Below are 22,634 nucleotides of genomic sequence, written 5' to 3'. Positions count from 1 at the left end.
GACGCATCGGAAGGCTTGGCCATGAACGCATCTCCGGCGCCGCGCGGCGTGTACCTGATCACTCCCGACGAGGCCGACGGCGCGCGCCTGCTGGCGCGGGTGGCACCGCTGCTGGACCAGGGCGTGACCTGGCTGCAGTACCGCAACAAACGCGCCGATGCGGCGCAACGGCAGCAGCAGGCCGCGGCACTGCAGGCGCTGTGCGCGCAAGCCGGGGTGCCGCTGATCGTCAACGACGACGTCGCCCTGGCGCAGGCGGTGGGCGCGGCCGGCGTGCACCTGGGCGAGGACGACGGCGACCTGGCCGCCGCGCGCGCCACGCTCGGGCCGCAGGCGCTGATCGGCGCGTCCTGCTACGACGACCTGGCGCTGGCCCGCAGCGCCGCGGCCGCCGGCGCCAGCTACGTCGCCTTCGGCGCGTTCTTCCCCACCCGCAGCAAGGTCACCACGCGCCGCGCCACGCCCACGTTGTTGCACGAGGCCGCGGCACTGGGTCTGCCGCGCGTAGCGATCGGCGGCCTCACCGCGGACAACGCGCGCCCGCTGGTCGCGGCCGGCGCCGACCTGCTGGCGGTGATCAGCGGTGTGTTCGATGCGCCCGACCCGCGTGCGGCGCTGGCTGCGTACCGCGCCTGTTTCGACTGAGGCACGGAACCTAGCGCCTTCCTTCTCCCACCGGGACCAGGCTCCCCTTCTCGGGGGAAGGTGCCCCGAAGTGGCGGATGAGGGTATGGGCGCAGCCTCATGCACCCGGACGTCGCGCTCCGCTGCGCGCCGGACCCTCACCCCAACCCCTCTCCCGATGGGAGAGGCGCTTAGCGTTTCCCTTCTCCCTTTGGGAGAAGGTGCCCCGCAGGGGCAGATGAGGGTACGGGCGAAGCCTCGTGCACCAAGACATCGCGCGTCGCTGCGCGCCGGACCCTCACCCCACCCCCTCTCCCCGCGGGAGAGGGGCTAGCGCTTGAGCGTAGACAGCAAATCACGGCGCGGCGCCAAGCGCGGCGGATCGACGACATGGCGCATGCCGGCGGCAGCCGCGACAATAGACGGCCTCGCTCCGTGCCCGGCAGATCGGCCTGGCCAGCATCGCCAAGGATTTCCGCTCATGAACCTTTCCCGCTCGCACGCCCTGTTCGCCCAAGCGCAGTCGTTGATTCCCGGCGGCGTCAATTCGCCGGTGCGCGCTTTCAAGTCGGTCGGCGGCGAGCCGTTCTTCGTGCAGCGCGCCGATGGTCCGTACCTGTACGACGTCGACGGCAACCGCTACATCGACTACGTGGGCTCGTGGGGGCCGATGATCGCCGGCCACAACCACCCGGCGGTGCGCGAGGCGGTGCAGCGCGCGATCGGCGACGGGCTGTCGTTCGGCGCGCCGTGTCCGGCCGAGGTGACGATGGCACAGACCATTACCCGGCTGGTGCCGTCCTGCGAGATGGTGCGCATGGTCAACTCCGGCACCGAGGCCACGCTGTCGGCGGTGCGCCTGGCGCGCGGCGCCACCGGGCGCAACCGCATCGTCAAGTTCGAAGGTTGCTACCACGGCCACGGCGACTCGTTCCTGGTCAAGGCCGGCAGCGGCATGCTGACCCTGGGCGTGCCGACCTCGCCGGGCGTGCCGGCGGGCCTGAGTGAACTCACCGCCACTCTGGCCTACAACGACGCCGAGGGCGCCACCGCGCTGTTCGAGCGGATCGGCCACGAGATCGCCGCGGTCATCATCGAACCGGTGGTCGGCAACGCCAACTGCATTCCGCCGCGGCCGGGCTATCTGCAGCACCTGCGCGAGCTGTGCACGCAGCACGGCGCGCTGCTGATCTTCGACGAGGTGATGACCGGTTTCCGCGTCGCCCTGGGCGGCGCGCAGGCGCACTACGGGGTCACCCCGGACCTGACCACCTTCGGCAAGATCATCGGCGGCGGCATGCCGGTGGGCGCCTACGGCGGGCGCGCCGAGCTGATGCGGCAGGTGGCGCCGTCGGGGCCGATCTATCAGGCCGGCACGCTCAGCGGCAACCCGGTGGCGATGGCCGCGGGGCTGGCGATGCTGGAACTGATCCAGGCACCGGGCTTCCACCAGCGCCTGGACACGGCCACCGCGCAGCTGTGCGCCGGGCTGGAAGCCGCCGCGGCGGCGGCCGGCGTGGCGGTCACCACCAACCAGGTCGGGGCCATGTTCGGGCTGTTCTTCACCACCGAGAAGGTCGAGACCTATGCGCAGGCCACCGCCTGCGACACCGCTGCGTTCAACCGTTTCTTCCACGCGATGCTGGAGCGCGGCGTGTTCCTGGCGCCCTCGGCCTACGAGGCCGGCTTCGTCTCCAGTGCGCACGACCAGGGCGTGCTGGACGCCACCCTGGCCGCGGCGCGCGAGGCATTCGCAGTGGTCGCCGCCGGCTGAGATGCCGGCGCCACGACTATGGCATGACGACAACGCACGGCGCCGATGGCTGGCGCCGCGACGCTGTGCTGGATCAGCCGAATACGAACTTGCCCTTCATCACCGCCCAGTGCCCCGGGAACGAACAGAAGAAGGTGTAGTCGCCGCCCTTGCTGAGCTTAGCGGTGGAGAACTTGACCGTATCCGACTGCCCCGCGCCGATCACCTTGGTGTGGGCGATGATCCGCGGATCGTTCTTGGGCAGGTAGCTGTCGGCCAGGCTGGAGCTGGTGCCGGCACTGGCCACCGCCTGGAAATCCGGGGTCTTGGTCAGCACCCAGTTGTGGCCCATCACCGCGGCGGCGAGCTTGCCGCTGTGCTTGAGCGTCACCGCCACCTCGGTGCAATCGGCCGCGACCTTGATCTGGGTCTGGTCGAAGGACATCTGGTCGGTGCCGGTGATGGTCACCGCGCAGGTCTTGGCCCAGGCGGCAGGCGCGAACGCGAGGCCGGACAGGACGAGCAGCAGGGACGGAAACTTGGTGTTCAAGGCGGATTCCTCGGCAAGAAAGACAGGTTTGCGCCACGGCAGATCATGCGTGCGGCGATGTGCCCCGACTGTCCACTCGCGCGTAACGGCTTGTCAACGACAAGCGATGGCGCATTGCATCATCGACACGCGCTGCGGCGCGCGGCGGCGAGCGCGAAACGCGGCTCGATCGGCGCAGCTCCCTCGCCACGTTCACTGCGCTTGCAGCCAGCCACGCAGGCGCACGCATGTCCGCCATGATCCGCGCGCGGCCGGCGCTGCTGCTGCTCGATTTCGATGGAGTGCTGGCGCGCTACACGCGCGCCGCGCGCATCGCCGCGCTGGCCGCGCACTGCCGATGCGAGGCGGCGCAGGTGCGCGAGGTGCTGTTCGGCTCCGGGCTGGAGACCGCCTACGACGGCGGCGCACTGGACACCGCCAGCTACCTGCAGCGGCTGAGCGCGGGCCTGGGCGCCGAGGTGGATGCGACTGCATGGATCGCTGCGCGGGTGGCGGCCACGCGCGCCGATGCCGGCGTGGTCGCGCAGGTGCTGGCGCTGGCCGAACGCGTGGCCGTCGGCGTGCTGACCAACAACGGCCCGCTGATGGCACAGGCGCTGCCGCAGATCGTGCCGGCACTGTTCCCGCTGCTGCACGGGCGCGTGCTGTGCAGCGGCAGCCTGGGCGGGCGCAAGCCGGACGCGGCGGTGTACCGGCAGGCGCTGGCCCACTTCGGTGTCGCGCCGCGGCAGGCACTGTTCATCGACGACCTGTTCGTCAACGTGCGCGGCGCCCGCGCGATCGGCATGGCCGCGGAAACCGCCAGCGGCGCACGCGCCCTGCGCCGCGCGCTGGCGCGGCAAGGGCTGGGTTGAACTGCTGGATCAGCGCGCGGCGAGGTAGGCGCGCAGCGCGCTGCGCAACCGCGCCAGGCCTTCGCCCAGTTCGGCATCGGTGAGATTCAGCGCCGGTACGAAGCGCAGCACGTCCGGCCCGGCCTGCAAGGTCAGCACGCCGTGCGCGGCGGCGTGGTCGAGGATCGTCCCGGCCTGCCCGGCATGCGCCGGATTCAACACCGCACCGAGCATCAGGCCGCGGCCGCGCACCTGCGAGAACAACCTGAACTCCTCGTCGAGCGCCGCCAGGCCCTTGCGCAGCGCCGCCGACTGCCGCGACACGTTGGCGGCGATCGCCGTCGAGGCCAGCTTGCGCAGCGCCACCCGCGCCACCGCCGCGGCGAGCGGGTTGCCGCCGAAGGTGGTGCCGTGCGCGCCGAACTGCATGGTCTCGGCGACCTTCGGCCCGGCCAGCAGCGCGCCGATCGGGAAACCGCCGCCCAGCGCCTTGGCCAGGGTCACGATGTCCGGCGTCACCTGGTCCTGCCAGTGCGCGAACAGGGTGCCGGTGCGGCCCATGCCGCATTGGATCTCGTCCAGCACCAGCAGCGCACCGTGGTGGTCGCACAGCGCCCGCACCTGCGCCAGGAAGCCCGGCGCCGCCGGCATCACCCCACCCTCGCCCTGCACCGGCTCCAGCATCACCGCGACCACGTCGCCGGCGGCCATCGCCGTTTCCAGCTGCACAATGTCGTTGAAGTCGACGTAGCGGAAACCGCCGGGCAGCGGCTCGTAGCCTTCCTGGTACTTGGGCTGCGCGGTGGCGGTCACCGCCGCCAGGGTGCGGCCGTGGAAGCTGCCGCGGAAGGTGACGATCACCCGCCGCTGCGGCGGGCGGCCCTGGGCGGTGGCCCATTTGCGCACCAGCTTGATCGCCGCCTCGTTGGCTTCGGCTCCGGAATTGCACAGGAACGCCTTGTGCGCGAAGCGCGAGGCCACCACCAGTTCCTCGACCAGGCGCAGCGGCGGCTCGCTGTAGAACACGTTGCTGGTGTGCCACAGCTTGCCGGCCTGCTCGAGCAGCGCCGCCTGCAGGTCCGGATCGTTGTGGCCGAGCCCGCACACGGCGATGCCGGCGGACAGGTCGATGTAGTCGCGTCCCTCGCTGTCCCAGACCCGGGCGCCCTGGCCGCGCTCCAGCACCAGTTGGCGCGGACGGTAGATCGGCAGGCTGTAGCGTTGACCGAGGGCGATCAGCTCCGCGGCGGAAGAAGCGGTCATCGAGGCAGTCCTGCGGGGAAAGCGCCGATTATAGAGACCGCCGCGGCAGGCGCGGCGGTCGGACCGCGACCGGCGGCGCAACGCGGCGCCGGCTCGCCGCGACGGACACACGCTCGCGCGCCGCTGGCGACGGCGCGGCGGCGGCAGCGCTGGCTGTGCTTACCAGACGCCGGTGTTGGGCATCGACGCCCACGGTTCGGCCGGGGCCAGCGCCTCGCCCTTCTGCAGCAACTCGATCGAGATCAGGTCGGGGCTGCGCACGAAGGCCATGCGCCCATCGCGCGGCGGCCGGTTGATGGTCACGCCGAGCGACTGCAGGTGCGCGCAGAGGGCGTAGATATCGTCGACCTCGAAGGCCAGGTGGCCGAAATTGCGGGCGCTGCCGTAGTCCTCGTCCGAGCCCCAGTTGTAGGTCAGCTCGACCTCGGCCTCCGGGTTCTCCGGGGCGCCGAAGTACACCAGGGTGAACTTGCCGGCTTCGTTGTCGATGCGGCGGGTCTCGTGCAGGCCCAGGCCTTCGGTGAAGAATTTGCTGGTCTTCTCCAGGTCGTGGACGCGGATCATGGCGTGCAGGTATTTCATCGTGACAACTCCGATGGTGGGGGATGGGGCGCGCGCGGTACTGCGGCGGCGCGCGGAGAGCACGCATAGGGTAGCGCCGGCGCCGTGCAGGCATGGCGACGCCGCGGCAGCACCGGTTCAGCGGAAATAGCAGGCCTTCAGCGGCAGCGCCGCCGCGCCCACCGCACTGGCATCGGCGGTGGCGGCGGCCGGCAGCAGCACCGGCAACGGCCGCGCCTGACCGCGGCGCGGCTGGTTGTCGATGCGCACGTGCGGAATCAGCCGCGTCGCCAGTTCGCGCGGCATGCGCCCGCCGAACACCACCGCCTGCGGATCGAAGATCGCCACGATCGCCGACACGATCAGCGACAGGCCCGGCGCCACCCGTGCGATCCAGCGCTCGATCGCCGGCCACGTCGGATCGTAGGCCGCCAGCAGCGCGCGGATGTCGGGCAGCGCAATGCCGTCCTCCGCCAGCAACTGCCGCAACAGCTCCAGCGTGCCGCGCTCCAGCCCCTGCTGCGGCAGCATGCCGGCGAACTCGCCGGCGTTGCCGTGCGCCCCGCGCAGGCAGGCGCCATCGATCACCACGCCGCCACCCAGGCCGTAGTTGAAGTGCAGGTAGGCGAAATCGCGGTATTGGCGGCCGATGCCGAGCAGGCTCTCGCCCGCCGCCGCCACCGTGCCGTCGTTGTCCACCCACACCGGCAAGCCCAGTGCCTCGGCCAGCCAGTCGCCGATCGACAGCTGGCCCAGCGCGCGCAGTGGCTCGGGCGGGTTCATGTGCACGCCGTCCTCGACGAAGAAGCCGGTCATCGCCACGCCCGCGCCCAGGCGCGGACCGAGTCCGGCGCCGGCCGCCGCCGTCAGCGCGGCGTCGGCCTCGCGCAGTTGCGCCAGCAGGGCGGCCGGCTCGGTCGAGCGCAGCGCATGCTCGGCGGTGGCGCGGATCTGCCCGCTGAAATCCAGCAGCGCCAGCGACAGCGCATCGGTGGCGATCGCATAACCGACGGTATGGCCGTAGCCGGGGTTGAGCGCGATGCCCGCGCCCGGCTTGCCGCGGCCCGCGTGCGCCAGCGAGGCGCCGATCGCGACCAGGCCGCGCTCGGCCAGCGCATCGACCAGGCGCACCGCCGATTGCACGGTCAGCCCGGTGCTGCGGCTGAGATCGGCGCGGGTGGCGGTGCCGGCCAGGCGCAGGCGATCGAGAATGTGCCGCTCGTTGTCGCTGAGATCGGCATGGATGGCGTGGCGGGACTCGGGAAGGCGCGGCAGGGCGACGGCGACTGGAGCGGGCATGGGCGGCGGTGGCATGAAGACCCCGGCAGCATAGCCGCGCCGCGCTTGGTCATTGCGGCACCGACCGCGATCGGATGGAACAGAGCGTCTTCGCAGCGCGCCGCCGCCCGCACGCAGCGCGTCGCGATCGCGGCCTCCCAGCGTCCGGAACGCGCGCCGCGTCGCATCTGCCGCGCGCCCGCCACCAGCGGGTCTCAATCCAGGAACAGATCCGGCAACAGTGGCTGCGAGGGATCCAGCGCATAGCCGGACAGATCGTGCACGCCGGCCTCGGCCAGCACTGCGTCGTCGATCAGGAATTGGCCGTAGAAACCGGCGGCCGGCCGGGTCAGCACGGCGTGCGCGGCATCGGCCATGATCTCCGGGCGGCGGCCGTTGCCGGCCTCGACGCCAGGGATCATGTTCAACGCCTCGGTGGCGATCAGCGTGCGCGGCCACAGCGCATTGACGGCAACGCCTTGCGGGCCGAACTCGCCGGCCAGGCCCAGGGTGACGAAGCTCATGCCCATCTTGGCCAGGGTGTAGCCGGTATGCGGCGCCCACCACTTCGGATCCAGCGACGGCGGCGGCGCCAGGGTCAGGATGTGCGGGTTGGCGCTGCGCAGCAGATGCGGCAGGCAGGCCTGCGCGCACAGGAAACTGCCGCGCGCGTTGACCTGCTGCATCAGGTCGAAGCGCTTCATCGGCGTCTCCAGCGCCCCGCGCAGCCAGATCGCGCTGGCGTTGTTGACCAGGATGTCGATGCCGCCGAAGGCCGCGACCGTCGCCGCCACCGCCGCGCGCACCTGCTCCTCTTCGCGGATGTCGCACTTCAGCGCCAGCGCGCGCCCACCGGCCGCCTCCACCGCCGCCGCCGCGCTGTGGATGGTGCCAGGCAGCTTGGGATTGGGCACCGCCGACTTCGCCGCGATCGCCACATTGGCACCATCGCGCGCCGCCCGCAGCGCGATCGCCAGCCCGATGCCGCGCGAGGCGCCGGTGATGAAGAGGGTTTTGCCTTGTAAGGTCACGGGATTGGGGAGTCGGGATTGGAGATTCGCCAAAGCTTAGCGCCTTGCTGTCCCCACCAGGGCAGGGTCAGGCGCCACCATGCGCCGTTGCCAATCCCCAATCCCGAATCCCCAATCCCGGCCCTTCAGGGCTTCGGCCCCTGCCCCTCGTTGTCTTCCCACTTGAGCAGACGCCGAGTGACGAAGCGGTACACCGGCTTGCCGCTGGCGAACCACAGGTCGCGCACCCAGGAATGGCGCTTGAGCAGGCGCCGTTCGACCGGGGTCAGGGCGTGGGCGCAATACATGCGCTTGTGCTTGAGCAGGTGGCGCAGGTCCTCGCGCGCCAGCAGGCGCATCCAGCGCGCGCGCGGAGCGCCGCGCACGGCGAGCTGGAAGTCGATCAACGCCGGGCTGCCGTCTTCCAGCACCAGCCAGTTCGCCTCCTTGGCCAGATCGTTGTGCGCCACGCCGCGCCGGTGCACCTGCTGCAGCAGGCGCCGCGCGGCGCGGAAATACGCCAGGTCACCACGTGGCGGCCGCTGGTACATCGCCGCGCCGTCCAGGTAGCTGCGATCCAGGAAGGTGCCGTCCCAGCCGCGCAGTTGCGGCGTCGCCGGCATGCCGTCCAGGTGACGCAGGGCGAGCGCCTCGCGCCGCGCCAGCCACCACGCCGGCAGCCGCAGCCACCAGGGCGAGGCGGTGAGGTCGCGGCGGACGAAGCGCGCCTCGCCCTCGCCCAGCAGCAGGATGCGGCCGAAGCTGTCGGCCTTGAGGATGTGCACGGTGCGGGACGCGGGGGCAGGCATCCGGCCAGTGTAAACGTGCCCTGCCGTTTGCGAGGCGGGTCGGGCCCGTCGCACCTTTGTCCCTGCCGGCAGCGCGCCGTTCGCCGCGGCGTCACACGATCTCGCCGGAAGCGTCCGGCGCTCGGGCGATGCCGCAGGCTAAGCTTGCGGCCGATCCACGCGAAAGCGCCCCCATGAGTTCCAACGACCTGTTCCTGCTGTTCACCGCGCTCTTCAGCGTCATCGCCCTGGTCCTGCTGATCGTGGCACGCCCCAAGCTGCATCCGCTGCTGGCGCTGCTGCTGGTGTCGCTGGTCGCCGGCCTGGTGGTCGGCATGCCGATGGACGCGCTGCTGCACGCCGTCGCCACGGGCGCGGGCAAGACCCTGGGGGCGGTCGGCCTGGTGGTGGCGCTGGGCGCGATGCTCGGCAAATTGCTGGCCCAGGCAGGCGTGACCGACACGCTGGCCAACGCGATCCTGCGCCGCGCGTCGCCGCGCGCGCTGCCCTGGGCCATGGCAGGCGTCGCCTTCATCGTCGGCATCCCGATGTTCTTCGAAGTCGGCCTGGTGATCCTGCTGCCGCTGATCTTCGGCGTGGCCCGCAAGCTGCAAGCGGATCGTCAGGTCAACGGCTCGGCCTATGCCTACGTGGGCGTCCCGGTCATCGCCGCCCTCGCCGCGATGCACGGCATGGTGCCGCCGCATCCCGGTCCGCTCACGGCCATCGCCACGCTGGGGACCAGCGTGGGCGCCACCATGCTCTACGGCTTCATCGCGGCCATTCCGGCCATCGTCCTGGCCGGACCGCTGTACGGCCGCTATATCGCGCGGCACATCCAGGCCGAACCGGATGCCGCACTGCTGGCGCAGTACGCGTCGGCCGACGCCGCGGACGGTGGCGCGTCCGCACAACGCACGCCGCCCGCCTTCGGCCTGGGCGTACTGGCGGCGCTGGCGCCGGCCCTGCTGATGCTGTGCCATGCGGTGGCCGAGATGCTGCTGCGCAGGGACTCGGCGGTGCTGCATGCCACCGCCTTCGTCGGTCACCCCATCGTGGCGATGCTGCTCGGGGTGCTGTTCGCGCAGGTCGCGTTGCGGCCGGGAACACCGGCCGCCCTGCGCAAGACTCTGGGCGACAGCGTCAAGCCGGTCGCCGGCGTGCTGCTGATCATCGCCGGCGGCGGCGCCTTCCAGCAGGTGCTCACCGATGCGCACGTGGGCGATGCGATCGTGCACATGAGCCAGCAGTTGGCGCTGTCGCCGCTGCTGCTGGGTTGGCTGATCTCGATGCTGCTGTCGGTGTCCACCGGCTCGGCCACCGTCGGCGTGGTCGGCGCTGCCGGGCTGCTGGCGCCGCTCGGCAGCGCCGAGCCCACGCTCAACCTGCCGTTGCTGGCGCTGTCCATCGGCTGCGGTTCGCTGTTCTTCAACTACGCCAACCATGCCGGCTTCTGGCTGGTGAAGGAATCCTTCGGGATGAGCATGGGCGAGGCCACCAAGACGATCTCGGTGGTGCAATCCATCGTGGCGCTGGTGGGCCTGGGCATGGTGCTGCTGCTGAACCTGCTGCCGCCCTTGGCGTGACCCGCGGCGACGGCCTCGCCGCCTCGCCGTCGCCCGGCGGCAGCGCAGGCAGGCCCAGGGACCGGTCACGATCGGCAACGCGGTCGCTTGCACGGACGGTCATCGTGCTCCCTCTATAATCGCCCGATGAATGCCTCATGGACCGATGCCACGCTGGAGTGGATCGCAGCACACCCCGTCCTGGCCGGCGCGGTCATCTTCGCCATCGCGTTCTGCGATGCGGTCATCATCCTCGGCACGCTGGTGCCGGCGCTGCCGTTGCTGTTCGCGATCGGCGTGCTGATCGGCCTGGGCCAGATCTCCGGCCCGTATGCGGTGATCAGCGCCGCGCTCGGCGCGCTGATCGGCGATGCGGTCAGCTACTGGGTCGGCTATCGCTGGGGCCATCAGCTGCGCAACTATTGGCCGTTCAAGCGCTACCCGCAGTTGCTCGACCGCGGCGAGGCGATGTTCCGCCGCAACGCCTTCAAGAGCATCCTGGTGGCGCGCTATGTCGGCGCCATCCGTCCGTTCGTGCCGGCGGTGGCGGGCATGATGAAGATGCCGCTGCGGCGCTATCTGCTGCCCAGCAGCGTGGCCGCGGTGACCTGGGCGCTGCTGTTCCTGGGCCCGGGCTGGCTGTTGGGCCAGGCCTACGACGCAGTCGCCGCCGTCGCCGGCCGCCTGTTCCTGGTTGTGGGCCTGCTGGCGCTGGCGCTGGGCCTGGTGTGGGCCATCGTGCTGTACGGCTACCGCTGGTCGGCCGGGCACATGGACGCGCTGCTGGCGCGCGGCCTGGATTGGTCACGCCGGCATCCGGTGCTGGGCCGCTATTCGATCGCGGTATTCGATCCGCAGCGGCGCGAGTCGGTGCCGCTGGCGATGCTGGCGGTGATGCTGCTGGCGCTGGGCTGGGGTTGGTTCGCGCTGCTGATGGTGGTGGTGGCACACGGCGAGCCGCTGCGCCTGGACCTGGCCGTGCACGACCTGATGCTGGCCTTGCGCAACCCGCTGGCCGACTACCCGATGACCGCGCTGGCCTCGCTGGGCAACTGGCAGGTGCTGGTGCCGCCGACCGCGCTGGGCCTGCTCTACCTGGCCTGGCGCCGGCGCTGGATGGCCGCGGCGCACTGGCTGGCGGCGCTGGCCTTCGGCCTGGCCCTGACCAAGCTGCTCGGCGCCACCGTGCACGTGGTACGCCCGCCGGCGGCCAGCAGCGGCTTCGGCTTCCCGTCGGTGGCGGTGACCATGGCCACGATCAGCTTCGGCTTCTTCGCGGTGCTGATCGCGCGCGAACTGCCGGGGCGCTCGCGCGTGTGGCCGTACCTGCTGTCCGGCGCGGTGGTGACCCTGATCGGCTTCGCCCGCCTGTACCTGGGCGCGCACTGGCTCAGCGACGTGGTCGGCGGCATGCTGTTCGGCATCTTCTGGCTGCTGGTGCTGGGCATCGCCTACCGCCGCCGCTTCAACCGCGGGTTCTGGATGAAGCCGCTGGCCTGGCTGTTCTACGGCGGCTTCGCGATTGCGGCCCTGTGGTACGCGCCGCGCCAGCTGGAACGCAAGCTGGCCAAGTTCGAACCGCCGCCGCCGCAGCTGACGCAGTTGGCCGACGCGGCCTGGTGGCAGCACGACTGGCGGCAATTGCCGTCGCGGCGCAACGAGTTCGACGACGATCAGCGCTGGCCGCTGGACATCCAGGTGGCCGGACCGCTGGCGCCGCTGCAGCGCCAGCTCGAAGCGGCCGGCTGGCGCGTGCAGCCGCAGGCCGGCTGGCAGCAGGCGCTGCAGTTGCTCGACTACAAGGCCACGCCGGCACAGGTGCCGGTGCTGCCGGCGACGCTGGACACGCGGGTGGAATCGCTGCTGATGCTGCGCCCCGGCCCGAACCCGGACGAGCTGTACGCGCTACGCCTGTGGCCGGCGCCGGCACGTCTGCAGCCGGGCAACGTGCCGCTGTGGCTGGGCAGCGCACAGAGCCTGCGCTACGAGCGCCACTTCAACCTGATCGGGCTGTGGCGGCCGCTGCGCGGCGCCGATCCTGCACTCACCGCCGTGACCGAGGCGCTGCACGCGCTGCCCACGCGCAAGGACATGCACCGCCGCAGCGAGATCCCGGTGCTGCTGGTGCGCAGCGACGGGCAGACGCCGCCGTCGCCCTGAGCGACGGCGGCAACGCGGGCCGCGATGGCGCACGCGCAGGCGACTCACGGTTGACGCGACCCGCCACTGGCGCAGGCGCGTCGCCGTCCCGCTACTTCACCTCGACCCGGACCGAACGCGAGTCGGTGGCCCGATCTTCCCAGTGCCGGGCGTAGAGGAGATCGATCGTGCCGCTGCCGTGCTCGGTGGCCTTGAAGGTGTAGGTGACATTGCTGGGGCAGCCCATCCGGCCGGCGGCGCAGGCCGTGCCCGGTGCATGTTCGATGTCGAGCAGCGACAGCGACGCGGGCAGACTGCGCAAGGCCCAGGCGCTGCCGGTCGAGCCGTTCTCGGACAGGGTGATGGCGAACAGTTGGCCGCGCTGCAGGGCGAACGGCTTCATCGACGGCGTCAGGCAGGTCTTGGGCGACACCTGATCGGCATTGCCGGTGACCAGGGCGATGGCGCCGCGCGGGCAATCGGCCTGGCCAGTGGTGGCAGCGGCGGTGGTGCCGGGCGGCTCGGCGGCGACGGCCGGCAGGCTCGCGGCGCCGCCGGCGGACAGCAACAACAGCAGGAAGGAACGCCTCATACGAAGTCCTCGATCGTGCGTGGATAGGACGTCAGGCCGCCAGGGCGGGATGCCGTTGCCGGCAGCCGGGCGGCCGCCGATCGCTGCCAAGCGTCGCCTGCGCCTGCTAGCGGCGCGCTGAATGCCGTGCGTGGGCGCCTTCGCTGCCCCATCGACGGCAGCGCGCGGCGATCTGTGTCGGATGGGGGCCGATCCTGGCGCGAGGCCGCGCAGAGCTCGGGCCGCTCTGCGCCGCGATGCGTCGTGCAGGCGAGGACGGCGCTACCGCCCTCGCCCGCCCCGCTCAGGGAATCCAGGCCAGCAACTGATCCAGCCGCGCGTGCGGGTCGTCTTCCTGCAGCAGCGACAGGCGCTGGCGTTCGTCCAGCGGCAGCAGTTCGGCCATGCGCCAGCCGACCCAGGCGGCCTGGTCGAGCTGGCGCGGACCGGCCAGCGGATACACCGCGGCGGCCTGGTCGAGGATGCTGTCGAGCACGGTCGCCAACAGCGCGTGCTGCGGGCGCAGTTCGTCGTCGCCGTCGGCTTCGCGCCATTCCACGTCGCCGACCACCAGGCCGTTGTCGCGGACCCGGCTGCGCAGCACGTGGAAGCGCCGTGCGCCGCGCAGGCTCAGCACCAGCACGCCGTCGGCGCCGACATCGAAATCGACGATGCGCGCCTCGGTGCCGAACGCCGCTGGCACCGCCGGGGCGCCGGTCTCGCTGCCGTCCAGGATCAGGCACACGCCGAAGCCGCTGTCGGTGCGCCCGCACTCGCGGACCAGGTCCAGGTAGCGGCGCTCGAACACACGCAGCTTGATCGAGGCGCCGGGCAGCAGCACCGCGTGCAGCGGGAACAGCGGCAGCGTGGTCCGCTGCGGGCTCACGCGCCGGCTCCGCCGTGCCCGGCGAGACTCATTGCAGCGCCGCCAGGAAGCGCCGCGGCGCTCCGTCGAAACCGCCATTGGACATGAACACCACGTGGTCGCCGGCGCGCGCCTGCGCCTGCAGCGCGGCCAGCAAAGCGTCCACGTCGGGCGCCGCGCAGGCATCCCCGCGCACCGCAGCGATCACCTTGCCCGCATCCCAGGCCAGCTCCGGCCGCTGCAGGAACACCACCGCGTCGGCGGCCTCCAGCGACGGCGCCAGCGCTTCGGCATGCGCGCCCAGCCGCATCGAATTGCTGCGCGGCTCCATCGCCACCACGATGCGCGCCGCGCCGACCTTGGCGCGCAGGCCTTCCAGCGTGGTGCGGATGGCGGTGGGATGGTGGGCGAAGTCGTCGTACACGGTGATGCCCTGCGCCTGGCCGAGCAGTTCCAGGCGCCGCTTGACGCTGCGGAAGCGCGCCAGCGCCGGCATCACCTGCGCCGGCGCCACGCCCACCGCATGCGCCGCGGCCAGCGCGGCCAGCGCGTTCATCACGTTGTGGCGGCCGAGCAGCGGCCAGTCCACCTCGCCCAGTTCGCGGCCCTGGTGCAGCACCGCGAAACGGCTGCCGTCGGCGGCGAGCAGGCGTGCGCTCCACTCGAAGGCCGGATCGAAGCCGAAGCGCTCGACCGGGGTCCAGCAGCCCATCGCCAGCACCTCGCGCAGGTGCGCGTCCTCGCCGTTGACGATCAGCCGGCCGCGGTGCGGCACCGTCCGCACCAGGTGGTGGAACTGGCGCTGGATCGCGGCGACGTCGGGGAAGATGTCGGCATGGTCGTACTCGAGGTTGTTGAGGATCGCCACCAGCGGCCGGTAGTGCACGAACTTGCTGCGCTTGTCGAAGAACGCGGTGTCGTACTCGTCGGCCTCGACGACAAACAGCGGGCGCTCCGCAAGGTCCGATCCCGCGTTTCCTTCTCCCCCAGTAAGAAGGTGGCGCGCAGCGCCGGATGCGGGTTCGGCAACGGCACGCCCCAGCCGCGCGGACACGCTGAAGTCCTCGGCCACCCCGCCGATCAGGAAACCCGGTTCGCGCCCGGCGGCCTGCAGCAGCCAGGTCAGGATGCTGGTGGTGGTGGTCTTGCCGTGGGTACCGGCCACCGCCAGGGTGTCGCGCCCCGGCAGCACCTGCTCGCTCAGCCATTGCGCCCCGGAGGTGTAGGCGCGCCCGGCGTCGAGCACCGCTTCCACGGCCGCATTGCCACGCGACAACGCGTTGCCGACGATCACCTGGTCGCAGTCCGCGGCGATGTGCTCGGGCAGGTAACCCTGCTTCAGCGCGATGCCAAGGTGTTCCAACTGCGTGGACATCGGCGGATAGATCGCCTGGTCGCTGCCCTCGACCGCATGGCCGAGTTCGCGCGCCAGCGCGGCGACACCGCCCATGAACGTACCGGCGATGCCGAGAATATGGATCTTGCTCATGGCCCGATTGTCGCCGATCCCCCGGCGCACGCAAACCAGCGACGTGCCGGCCGTTGGCGGCGACAGGCCCCGCGCGGGACCGCTTCGGAGCAAGTGCGCCGCTGCGCCGTCAAGTAGGGAATCCCCCACATCGGCTGGGTAAAGTTCCCGATAGGCAAGTCGGGAGCCGACGCCGAGAATGAACGGGCCAGCCTCGACACCCTGTGGTTCTACTCCCCAAGAGACCATCCCCAAGGGAGCTCATGTCGTGGGGCCCTGAGCAAGCCCGCTCGCTGGCACTTTTTTTATCGATCCTGGCCCCATGGCAAGCGACATGCGCGCCCACGGTCGATCACTCGCTGTGCGGCGGCGGGAGACAAGCTTACCTTCGTAGGAGCGGCTTCAGCCGCGATGGGCTTTCCCGGGAATGCCCGTCGCGGCTGAAGCCGCTCCTACGGGCGTTGCGCGTCGTGAATGGGGACGCGCAATCGTCGGGATCTAGCACCATCTGCACGTCCGGCGCCCGTCGCGGGCGCCGGCGTGTGTGCCGCCTCAGCGGCCGATCGCCGCCAGGATGCGGGCGAGCACCTCGTCCAGCGAGCCGACGCCATCCACCCGCGCCAGCGTGCCGCGCTTGTCGTAGAAGCCGATCACCGGCGCGGTCGAATCGGTATAGACCTGCAGGCGCTTGCGCACCGACTCGGGGTTGTCGTCCTCGCGGCCTTCGGCCTTGGCGCGGCCAGCGATGCGCTCGACCAGCAGTTCGTTAGCCACGTCCAACTGCACCACCGCGTCCAGCGGCTGGCCGAGCTTGGCCAGCAGTTCGTCCAGCGCGCCGGCCTGGGCCAGGTTGCGCGGGTAGCCGTCGAGGATGAAGCCGTTGCGCACGTCGTCGCGGCCCAGGCGCGATTCGAGCATGCCCAGCAGGATGTCGTCGGAAACCAGATCGCCGCGCGCCATCACTTCCTTGGCCTGCACGCCCAGCGGGGTGCCGGCGGCGACTTCGGCGCGCAGCAGATCGCCGGTGGAGATGTGCGGGATCTGCAGCTTGTCCTTCAGGCGGGCCGCCTGCGTGCCCTTGCCCGATCCGGGCGGTCCCAACAGAACCAATCGCATCAACCTGACTCCTCGAGGAAAGTACCGTGCGCGGCCGGCGGCGTTAGACTCGGGGGCCACGCCTGCGCTGCACCGCAAGATCCCCAGCTTACCGCATCCAGGCAATGTCCCGGCAATGTCCCCACCCCAGGAGCGAACCCCGACCATGGCCCAAGGCACCCTGCTGTACGCCCAGTCCGGCGGCGTCACCGCCGTCATCAACGCCAGCGCCGCCGCCGTCGTCGGCGAAGCGCGGGCACGCAAGGTCAAGGTGCTGGCCGCGCGCAACGGCATCCTCGGCGCGCTGCGCGAGGACCTGATCGACACGTCCAAGGAGTCGGCGGCGGCGATCGCCGCGCTGGCCCACACCCCCGGTGGCGCGTTCGGCTCGTGCCGCTACAAGCTCAAGTCGCTGGAGGCCGACCGCCCCAAGTACGAGCGCCTGCTGCAGGTGCTGCAGGCGCACGACGTGCGCTACTTCCTCTACAACGGCGGCAACGATTCGGCCGACACCGCGTGGAAGGTGTCGCAGCTGGCGCAGGCGTTCGGCTACCCGCTGCACTGCATCGGCGTGCCCAAGACCATCGACAACGACCTGGCGGTCACCGACACCTGCCCAGGCTTCGGCTCGGCCGCCAAGTACACCGCGGTGTCGGTGCGCGAGGCGGCGCTGGACGTGGCGGCGATGGCCGAGACCTCGACCAAGGTATTTGTCTACGAAGCCATGGGCCGCCATGCTGGCTGGCTGGCCGCCGCCGCCGGCCTGGCCGCGCAATCGCCGGACGACGCGCCGCAGATCATCCTGTTCCCCGAGCGCGCCTACGACGAGGCCGCGTTCCTGGCGCAGGTGCGCAAGGTGGTGGACAAGGTCGGCTGGTGCGTGGTGGTGGCCAGCGAGGGCATCCAGACCGCCGACGGGCGCTTCGTCGCCGATGCCGGCGGCGGCACCGACGCGTTCGGGCACAGCCAGCTCGGCGGCGTGGCGTCCTACCTGGCCGGCAAGGTCAAGGCCGAACTGGGCTACAAGGTGCACTGGACCCTGCCCGACTACCTGCAGCGTTCGGCGCGCCACATCGCCTCGCGCACCGACTGGGAGCAGGCGCAGGCGGTCGGCAAGGCCGCGGTGCAGTTCGCGCTGAAGGGCATGAACGCGGTGATGCCGGCGATCGTGCGCAGCAGCGACGCGCCGTACCGCTGGAAGATCGAGGCCGCGCCGCTGGCAAAGGTCGCCAACCACGAGAAGAAGATGCCGGCCGGCTTCCTGCGCAAGGACGGTTTCGGCATCACCGAGAAGGCGCGCCGCTACCTGCAGCCGCTGATCCGCGGCGAAGCGCCGCTGCCCTACGGCAGCGACGGCCTACCGAAGTACGTGGCGCTGAAGAACGTGGCGGTGAAGAAGAAGCTGCCGGCCTGGGAGGGCTGACAACGCGGGCAAGCGCCCCTGTGCCGCGACCGGCGCACGCCGGTGCGCGGTATGCTGCGGGACGGGCGCCAACGCCTGAAGCGCGGCGACGGAGGCGTGGCAGACCCCACTCGCTCACCACGCGCAGGCACGACGGCACGCGCGCCATCGTGCCGGCGCCCCGATGAAGTCCAAGAGGGCCGACATGCACGGCGGCAAGCGCGAAGACCGCACCAGCGAGCGCGCCCGGATGCACTTCGATTGGCACAGCGACACCATCACGCGCGCGACGCCGGTGGACGGACGCTACCGCAACACGCAGAACGTGCGCCGTTTTCTCGTTGCGGCATTCGGCGACGGCTTCGCCTTCGATCGCGCGTTCATGGCCTGGATCAGGAATGGCGTGGCCAAGACCATGGGCGACGTCGCCGACGCATGGCAGCGGCGGCACATCGGCACGACGTCAGCCGATGAGACGCCGCCGGTCGCACACACCGCATGCGCCGGATCGGCAACCAGCAGCTAGCGCGAGGCGCCACGCCGGGGAGCCTGGCCAGAGTCCTGATTGACGCACGCGCCGATACCTCACATCCGCCGGCATGGGCCGTGTCACGGCAGCTCCGTCATAGTCGCGCACACACGCTGCGGCAGTCGCGGCCGTGCCGCCCCGCCGTGCAGGCGAGTCGCCGAGACGGCCCAGCCAACCCGCTCGCTCAGCGGCAGGCCTTGCCTTCCACGGTCATCTGCGCGGTGAACTGCGGCACCTGCGCGACCTTGCCGGCGGCCGCCTGCTGCTTGGCCTCTTCCAGATAGATCCGCGACTGGCCCTGGCCATCGCGTTCGCTGTTCAGTGCGACCGGCTTGCGCCACACCCGCACCACCGCCTGCTGCGACGGACAGGCCGCGCTGGGCACGCGGATCAGATCGTTGAACTTCCAGCCGGTGGCCTCGCTGGGCTTGGCCTGGTCGAACTCGACCAGCCTGGCGCGCGGCTGGCAGGTGGGGCTGCTGCGCACGGCGGAGAAACGGTAGGGCTGCGCCGCATCGCCGGTGTACTCGCCCTCGAAGCGCACGCAGGCCTCGGGGATCTGGCGAATGGTGTGGACCACGCCTACCGCCTGCGGCGCGCTGGCCGGGCGCTGCAATTCGGGGGTCGGGTCGGCGGCCGCCGCGGCCAGCGGCGCCAGCGCGCACAGGGCGATGGCCAGGATCGAGGCGCGTGCGCGCAGTCGCGGGGAAATCGTCGATTGCATCGGAAGGCTCCTGGGAAGCGATGCGCCACGCTGCCATGCGCAGACTGAACCGGACGCCAAAAGTGCGACGCCCTGCCTGGTCGCTGGCGGCATCACGGAGCCAGGCGCATACTCGCCCACGTTCAGGCCAGATGACATTGCGATACGCACCAGCGGCGCGCGTTGTGGCCGCGGAGTCGTTGCATGCTTCAGCTCCTACGGTGTGATCCCTCGGTATGTCCAGCGCTTGGGCGCCATCCACATCCTTGGGAGGGGTCATGTTGGAACGATATGCGGTCACCGTGGCACTGGCGTGCGCGGCTCTGGCGGTGCTCTACGGCATCGTCTCCACGCGCTGGATCCTGGCGCAGCCTGCCGGCAACGAACGCATGCGGCAGATCGCCGATGCGATCCAGGAAGGCGCCCGCGCCTACCTCAACCGCCAGTACCTGACCATCGCCATCGCCGGCGTGGTGTTGCTGGTGCTGGTCGGCGTGTTCCTGAGCTGGTACACCGCCGGGGGCTTTGCGATCGGCGCGGTGCTGTCCGGGGTCGCCGGCTACATCGGCATGAACCTGTCGGTACGCGCCAACGTGCGCACCGCCGAGGCGGCGCGACGCGGGCTGGCGCCGGCCATGGCGGTGGCGTTCCGCGGCGGCGCGATCACCGGCATGCTGGTGGTGGGCCTGGGCCTGATCGGCGTGGCCGGCTACTACGGCCTGCTGCAGTGGCTGGGCCACAGCGTCGGCGACAGCCTGCATGCGCTGGTCGGCCTGGCCTTCGGCAGTTCGCTGATCTCGATCTTCGCGCGCCTGGGCGGCGGCATCTTCACCAAGGGCGCGGACGTCGGCGCGGATCTGGTCGGCAAGGTCGAGGCCGGCATTCCCGAAGACGACCCGCGCAACCCGGCGGTGATCGCCGACAACGTCGGCGACAACGTCGGCGACTGCGCCGGCATGGCCGCCGACCTGTTCGAAACCTATGCGGTCACGGTGATCGCGACGATGCTGCTGGGCGGGCTGATGGCCGCCGAGGCCGGGCGCAACGCGGTGCTGTATCCGCTGGTGCTGGGTGGGGTCTCGATCGTCGCCTCGATCGTCGGCACCTTCTTCGTGCGCGTGCGCCCGGGCGGTTCGATCATGGGCGCGCTGTACAAGGGCGTGGTGGTGTCGGCGGTGCTGGCGGCGCTGGCGTTCTGGCCGGTGACCCAGCAGCTGATGGGCGACACCGCCGCCGGTGCCGGCAAGCTCTACGGCTGCGCGCTGATCGGCCTGGTGCTGACCGGGCTGATCGTGTGGATCACCGAGTACTACACCGGCACCCAGTACAAGCCGGTGCAGCATGTGGCCCAGGCCTCCACCACCGGGCATGGCACCAACATCATCGCCGGGCTCGGCATCTCGATGAAGTCCACCGCGCTGCCGGTGGTCGCCGTGTGCGCGGCGATCTGGGGCGCGTTCGCGTTGTCGGGCCTGTACGGCATCGCCATCGCCGCCACCGCGATGCTGTCGATGGCCGGCATGATCGTGGCGCTGGATGCGTACGGCCCGATCACCGACAACGCCGGCGGCATCGCCGAAATGGCGGAACTGCCGCCGGAGGTGCGCGCGGTCACCGATCCGCTGGACGCGGTCGGCAATACCACCAAGGCCGTGACCAAGGGCTATGCGATCGGCTCGGCGGCGCTGGCGGCGCTGGTGCTGTTCGCCGACTACACCCACAACCTGCGCGCCGCGCACCCCACCGACACCTTCGCCTTCGACCTGTCCGACCACACGGTGATCATCGGCCTGCTGATCGGCGGCCTGATCCCCTACCTGTTCGGCGCGATGGCGATGGAAGCGGTGGGCCGTGCCGCCGGCGCAGTGGTGGAGGAAGTCCGGCGGCAGTTCCGCGAGATCCCCGGAATCATGCAGGGCACCGGCAAGCCGCAGTACGACCGCGCGGTGGACATGCTGACCCGCTCGGCGATCCGCGAAATGATCGTACCGTCGCTGCTGCCGGTGGCGGTGCCGATCGTGGTCGGCCTGTTGCTGGGCCCGCGCGCGCTCGGCGGCCTGCTGATCGGCACCATCGTCACCGGCCTGTTCGTGGCGATCTCCATGACCACCGGCGGCGGCGCCTGGGACAACGCCAAGAAGTACATCGAGGACGGCCATTTCGGTGGCAAGGGCAGCGAGGCGCACAAGGCCGCAGTGACCGGCGACACCGTCGGCGACCCGTACAAGGACACGGCCGGGCCGGCGATCAATCCGCTGATCAAGATCATCAACATCGTGGCGCTGCTGCTGGTGCCGCTGCTGTAGCCGCAAGGGCAGCGGGCGCCGGCGACATGCCGACGCCCGCTGCGCAGGACGCGCTTGGCTACAGGCAGTCGATCAGGCCGTCGTTGATGCTGCGCTCGCTGCGCGGCAGCGGCGCGAACAGCGGCCGCTCGCCCGACAGCGCCGTGTACAGCGCGTGCAGCCGGGTCTGCGGTTGCAGTGGCGTGCGGCAATGCCACAGCCGCGCATCGACCACCACCCGGCCGCTGTCCGGATCGATGCTGGCCTCGCTGGCGCCGAAGCTCCAGATGCACTCGCCGATCACCCCGTCGCGCTGGCGCACCGAGCAGCGATAGCGCAGCGGCCGGTAGTCGCTGTAGTCGCCCTCGCAGAAGGTGTCGCCGCACAGCTGGTCGAAGTCGTGCGCCAGCCGTTGCTCCAGGTCGGCGAACGCCTCCCAGCCCTCGCCGGGTGCCGGGTAGTCCATCGCATCCACGTAGGTCGGTTGCGCCTGCCGTGCCTGCGCAGCGCCGCAGGCCAGGACCAGCACCGCCAGCAGCGGCCACATCGATCGCCGGATTCCATTCATCGTCTTGCTCCGTGGTGGGGGACAGTGGCCACAGGATCGCCGCCGCCCGGTACCGGCACCATCGGACTGCGCCCCATGCGGGCCGGTATGGAGTCCGAAACCGCTGTAGGAATCCTCCGAACGGGCGTGCGCTGCATTGCAACAGCCAACCGACTAGAATGCCTGCCTCTTTAGAAGCCACTCCACTGGAGCTAGCGCATGGGTCTGGAACTGGTCACCTCCGGCAAGAACCTGCCGGAAGAAATCAACGTCGTCATCGAAATCCCCAAGGATTCCGAACCGGTCAAGTACGAAGTGGACAAGGCCAGCGGCGCCATCTTCGTCGACCGCATCCTCTCCACCCCGATGCGCTATCCCTGCAACTACGGCTACGTGCCCAACACCCTGTGCGGCGACGGCGACCCGGCCGACGTGCTGGTGGTGCTGCCGCTGCCGCTGGTGCCCGGCTGCGTGGTGCGCTGCCGCCCGGTCGGCGTGCTGAAGATGAGCGACGAGGCCGGCAGCGACGAGAAGATCCTGGCGGTGCCGGTGGCCAAGGTGTTCCAGGGCTATGCGCACATCGAGGACATCACCCAGGTGTCCGGCCACTGGATGGAGCGCATCGGCCACTTCTTCGAGCACTACAAGGACCTGGAGAAGGGCAAGTGGGTCAAGCTCGACGGCTGGGGCAACGCCGAAGAGGCCAAGCGCATCCTGCGCGAGTCCGTGACCCGTTTCGAAGCCGGCGCCTGAGCCGCTCGCCGTGGCGGGGCCCTGCCCCGCCGTGGCCGACCTGTTTCACGTT

21 protein-coding genes are annotated in these 22,634 nt (G+C 70.8%); 9 read left to right on the top strand and 12 right to left on the bottom strand.

Annotation, left to right across the window (positions count from 1 at the left end; all coding sequences use genetic code 11):
• Positions 1 to 21: 21 nt before the first annotated feature.
• Complete coding sequence (thiE, locus tag NUG21_RS05040) at positions 22 to 645, top strand: thiamine phosphate synthase (RefSeq protein WP_263392453.1); 624 nt, start codon at positions 22 to 24, stop codon at positions 643 to 645.
• Positions 646 to 1,105: 460 nt separating this feature from the next.
• Positions 1,106 to 2,398 carry a glutamate-1-semialdehyde 2,1-aminomutase gene (gene hemL / locus NUG21_RS05035; protein ID WP_263392452.1) on the top strand — a complete coding sequence of 431 codons (1,293 nt, stop codon included), beginning with the start codon at positions 1,106 to 1,108 and terminating at the stop codon, positions 2,396 to 2,398.
• Between the two features lie 73 nt (positions 2,399 to 2,471).
• Here the strand turns inward: hemL and azu are convergent, their stop codons facing one another.
• Positions 2,472 to 2,822, bottom strand: a complete 351-nt coding sequence (gene azu, locus NUG21_RS05030) for an azurin (protein ID WP_237473029.1) — start codon at positions 2,820 to 2,822, stop codon at positions 2,472 to 2,474.
• A 341-nt stretch (positions 2,823 to 3,163) separates the two neighbouring features.
• Here azu and NUG21_RS05025 point away from each other — a divergent pair, with 341 nt between their 5' ends.
• Entirely contained in the window at positions 3,164 to 3,781 is a 618-nt protein-coding gene (locus NUG21_RS05025) for an HAD family hydrolase (RefSeq protein WP_263393032.1), read from the top strand.
• 9 nt (positions 3,782 to 3,790) lie between these two features.
• Here NUG21_RS05025 and NUG21_RS05020 read toward each other — a convergent pair whose 3' ends face one another.
• The 5 genes from NUG21_RS05020 to NUG21_RS05000 form a co-directional block, all read right to left on the bottom strand.
• Positions 3,791 to 5,023 carry an acetylornithine transaminase gene (locus NUG21_RS05020; protein WP_263392451.1) on the bottom strand — a complete coding sequence of 411 codons (1,233 nt, stop codon included), beginning with the start codon at positions 5,021 to 5,023 and terminating at the stop codon, positions 3,791 to 3,793.
• 159 nt (positions 5,024 to 5,182) lie between these two features.
• On the bottom strand, positions 5,183 to 5,605 hold the full coding sequence (locus NUG21_RS05015; RefSeq protein ID WP_019798348.1) for a VOC family protein: 423 nt from the start codon (positions 5,603 to 5,605) through the stop codon (positions 5,183 to 5,185).
• A gap of 117 nt (positions 5,606 to 5,722) precedes the next feature.
• Positions 5,723 to 6,883, bottom strand: a complete 1,161-nt coding sequence (locus NUG21_RS05010; RefSeq protein WP_263392450.1) for an ROK family transcriptional regulator — start codon at positions 6,881 to 6,883, stop codon at positions 5,723 to 5,725.
• 194 nt (positions 6,884 to 7,077) lie between these two features.
• Complete coding sequence (locus NUG21_RS05005; protein WP_160945325.1) at positions 7,078 to 7,893, bottom strand: SDR family oxidoreductase; 816 nt, start codon at positions 7,891 to 7,893, stop codon at positions 7,078 to 7,080.
• Between the two features lie 125 nt (positions 7,894 to 8,018).
• Positions 8,019 to 8,681 carry a serine/threonine-protein kinase gene (locus NUG21_RS05000; RefSeq protein WP_160945326.1) on the bottom strand — a complete coding sequence of 221 codons (663 nt, stop codon included), beginning with the start codon at positions 8,679 to 8,681 and terminating at the stop codon, positions 8,019 to 8,021.
• Positions 8,682 to 8,854: 173 nt separating this feature from the next.
• Between NUG21_RS05000 and NUG21_RS04995 the strand changes: the two genes are divergently transcribed.
• Positions 8,855 to 10,246, top strand: coding sequence for a GntP family permease (locus tag NUG21_RS04995; RefSeq protein ID WP_263392449.1), 1,392 nt, complete (start codon positions 8,855 to 8,857; stop codon positions 10,244 to 10,246).
• Positions 10,247 to 10,372: 126 nt separating this feature from the next.
• Positions 10,373 to 12,385, top strand: a complete 2,013-nt coding sequence (locus tag NUG21_RS04990) for a bifunctional DedA family/phosphatase PAP2 family protein (RefSeq protein ID WP_263392448.1) — start codon at positions 10,373 to 10,375, stop codon at positions 12,383 to 12,385.
• Positions 12,386 to 12,476: 91 nt separating this feature from the next.
• Here NUG21_RS04990 and NUG21_RS04985 read toward each other — a convergent pair whose 3' ends face one another.
• The 4 genes from NUG21_RS04985 to NUG21_RS04970 form a co-directional block, all read right to left on the bottom strand.
• The gene (locus tag NUG21_RS04985; protein WP_160945329.1) at positions 12,477 to 12,956 is read right to left on the bottom strand and encodes a protease inhibitor I42 family protein; all 480 of its coding nucleotides are present in this window, start codon (positions 12,954 to 12,956) and stop codon (positions 12,477 to 12,479) included.
• Positions 12,957 to 13,239: 283 nt separating this feature from the next.
• Positions 13,240 to 13,821, bottom strand: a complete 582-nt coding sequence (locus NUG21_RS04980) for an LON peptidase substrate-binding domain-containing protein (RefSeq protein ID WP_010343368.1) — start codon at positions 13,819 to 13,821, stop codon at positions 13,240 to 13,242.
• Between the two features lie 28 nt (positions 13,822 to 13,849).
• Positions 13,850 to 15,289: a UDP-N-acetylmuramate:L-alanyl-gamma-D-glutamyl-meso-diaminopimelate ligase gene (gene mpl, locus NUG21_RS04975; protein ID WP_263392447.1), complete on the bottom strand. Its 1,440-nt coding sequence runs from the start codon at positions 15,287 to 15,289 to the stop codon at positions 13,850 to 13,852.
• 531 nt (positions 15,290 to 15,820) lie between these two features.
• A complete protein-coding gene (locus NUG21_RS04970; protein ID WP_010343370.1) occupies positions 15,821 to 16,384 on the bottom strand; it encodes an adenylate kinase in 564 nt (187 codons plus the stop codon).
• A gap of 145 nt (positions 16,385 to 16,529) precedes the next feature.
• Between NUG21_RS04970 and NUG21_RS04965 the strand changes: the two genes are divergently transcribed.
• Together NUG21_RS04965 and NUG21_RS04960 are read left to right on the top strand one after the other, a co-directional pair.
• Positions 16,530 to 17,786: a 6-phosphofructokinase gene (locus tag NUG21_RS04965; protein WP_263392446.1), complete on the top strand. Its 1,257-nt coding sequence runs from the start codon at positions 16,530 to 16,532 to the stop codon at positions 17,784 to 17,786.
• Positions 17,787 to 17,970: 184 nt separating this feature from the next.
• A complete protein-coding gene (locus NUG21_RS04960) occupies positions 17,971 to 18,291 on the top strand; it encodes a DUF6434 domain-containing protein (protein ID WP_263392445.1) in 321 nt (106 codons plus the stop codon).
• Between the two features lie 187 nt (positions 18,292 to 18,478).
• Here the strand turns inward: NUG21_RS04960 and NUG21_RS04955 are convergent, their stop codons facing one another.
• A complete protein-coding gene (locus tag NUG21_RS04955; RefSeq protein ID WP_263392444.1) occupies positions 18,479 to 19,018 on the bottom strand; it encodes a hypothetical protein in 540 nt (179 codons plus the stop codon).
• A gap of 257 nt (positions 19,019 to 19,275) precedes the next feature.
• Here NUG21_RS04955 and NUG21_RS04950 point away from each other — a divergent pair, with 257 nt between their 5' ends.
• Positions 19,276 to 21,303, top strand: a complete 2,028-nt coding sequence (locus NUG21_RS04950) for a sodium-translocating pyrophosphatase (protein ID WP_160945333.1) — start codon at positions 19,276 to 19,278, stop codon at positions 21,301 to 21,303.
• 58 nt (positions 21,304 to 21,361) lie between these two features.
• Here NUG21_RS04950 and NUG21_RS04945 read toward each other — a convergent pair whose 3' ends face one another.
• Positions 21,362 to 21,850: a hypothetical protein gene (locus tag NUG21_RS04945; RefSeq protein WP_263392443.1), complete on the bottom strand. Its 489-nt coding sequence runs from the start codon at positions 21,848 to 21,850 to the stop codon at positions 21,362 to 21,364.
• A gap of 198 nt (positions 21,851 to 22,048) precedes the next feature.
• Between NUG21_RS04945 and ppa the strand changes: the two genes are divergently transcribed.
• Positions 22,049 to 22,582, top strand: coding sequence for an inorganic diphosphatase (gene ppa, locus NUG21_RS04940; RefSeq protein WP_017917485.1), 534 nt, complete (start codon positions 22,049 to 22,051; stop codon positions 22,580 to 22,582).
• Positions 22,583 to 22,634 lie beyond the last annotated feature (52 nt).

This window comes from Xanthomonas sp. CFBP 8445 (assembly GCF_025666235.1).
Lineage (GTDB): Bacteria > Pseudomonadota > Gammaproteobacteria > Xanthomonadales > Xanthomonadaceae > Xanthomonas_A > Xanthomonas_A indica.
The sequence above is the reverse complement of the archived record's forward strand: the minus strand, read 5'-3'. Positions and strand labels throughout refer to the sequence as shown.

What these genes read in the sequence shown, in the direction of transcription:
- NUG21_RS04970 (WP_010343370.1), bottom strand. Translation starts at nt 16,384, where the DNA reads ATGCGATTGGTTCTGTTGGGACCGCCCGGATCGGGCAAGGGCACGCAG.
- NUG21_RS04960 (WP_263392445.1), top strand. Translation starts at nt 17,971, where the DNA reads ATGCACGGCGGCAAGCGCGAAGACCGCACCAGCGAGCGCGCCCGGATG.
- NUG21_RS05015 (WP_019798348.1), bottom strand. Translation starts at nt 5,605, where the DNA reads ATGAAATACCTGCACGCCATGATCCGCGTCCACGACCTGGAGAAGACC.
- NUG21_RS04955 (WP_263392444.1), bottom strand. Translation starts at nt 19,018, where the DNA reads ATGCAATCGACGATTTCCCCGCGACTGCGCGCACGCGCCTCGATCCTG.
- hemL (WP_263392452.1), top strand. Translation starts at nt 1,106, where the DNA reads ATGAACCTTTCCCGCTCGCACGCCCTGTTCGCCCAAGCGCAGTCGTTG.
- NUG21_RS04985 (WP_160945329.1), bottom strand. Translation starts at nt 12,956, where the DNA reads ATGAGGCGTTCCTTCCTGCTGTTGTTGCTGTCCGCCGGCGGCGCCGCG.
- ppa (WP_017917485.1), top strand. Translation starts at nt 22,049, where the DNA reads ATGGGTCTGGAACTGGTCACCTCCGGCAAGAACCTGCCGGAAGAAATC.
- NUG21_RS05025 (WP_263393032.1), top strand. Translation starts at nt 3,164, where the DNA reads ATGATCCGCGCGCGGCCGGCGCTGCTGCTGCTCGATTTCGATGGAGTG.
- NUG21_RS05000 (WP_160945326.1), bottom strand. Translation starts at nt 8,681, where the DNA reads ATGCCTGCCCCCGCGTCCCGCACCGTGCACATCCTCAAGGCCGACAGC.
- NUG21_RS05020 (WP_263392451.1), bottom strand. Translation starts at nt 5,023, where the DNA reads ATGACCGCTTCTTCCGCCGCGGAGCTGATCGCCCTCGGTCAACGCTAC.
- NUG21_RS04995 (WP_263392449.1), top strand. Translation starts at nt 8,855, where the DNA reads ATGAGTTCCAACGACCTGTTCCTGCTGTTCACCGCGCTCTTCAGCGTC.
- thiE (WP_263392453.1), top strand. Translation starts at nt 22, where the DNA reads ATGAACGCATCTCCGGCGCCGCGCGGCGTGTACCTGATCACTCCCGAC.
- mpl (WP_263392447.1), bottom strand. Translation starts at nt 15,289, where the DNA reads ATGAGCAAGATCCATATTCTCGGCATCGCCGGTACGTTCATGGGCGGT.
- NUG21_RS04945 (WP_263392443.1), bottom strand. Translation starts at nt 21,850, where the DNA reads ATGAATGGAATCCGGCGATCGATGTGGCCGCTGCTGGCGGTGCTGGTC.
- NUG21_RS04965 (WP_263392446.1), top strand. Translation starts at nt 16,530, where the DNA reads ATGGCCCAAGGCACCCTGCTGTACGCCCAGTCCGGCGGCGTCACCGCC.
- NUG21_RS05010 (WP_263392450.1), bottom strand. Translation starts at nt 6,883, where the DNA reads ATGCCCGCTCCAGTCGCCGTCGCCCTGCCGCGCCTTCCCGAGTCCCGC.
- NUG21_RS04950 (WP_160945333.1), top strand. Translation starts at nt 19,276, where the DNA reads ATGTTGGAACGATATGCGGTCACCGTGGCACTGGCGTGCGCGGCTCTG.
- NUG21_RS04990 (WP_263392448.1), top strand. Translation starts at nt 10,373, where the DNA reads ATGAATGCCTCATGGACCGATGCCACGCTGGAGTGGATCGCAGCACAC.
- azu (WP_237473029.1), bottom strand. Translation starts at nt 2,822, where the DNA reads ATGTCCTTCGACCAGACCCAGATCAAGGTCGCGGCCGATTGCACCGAG.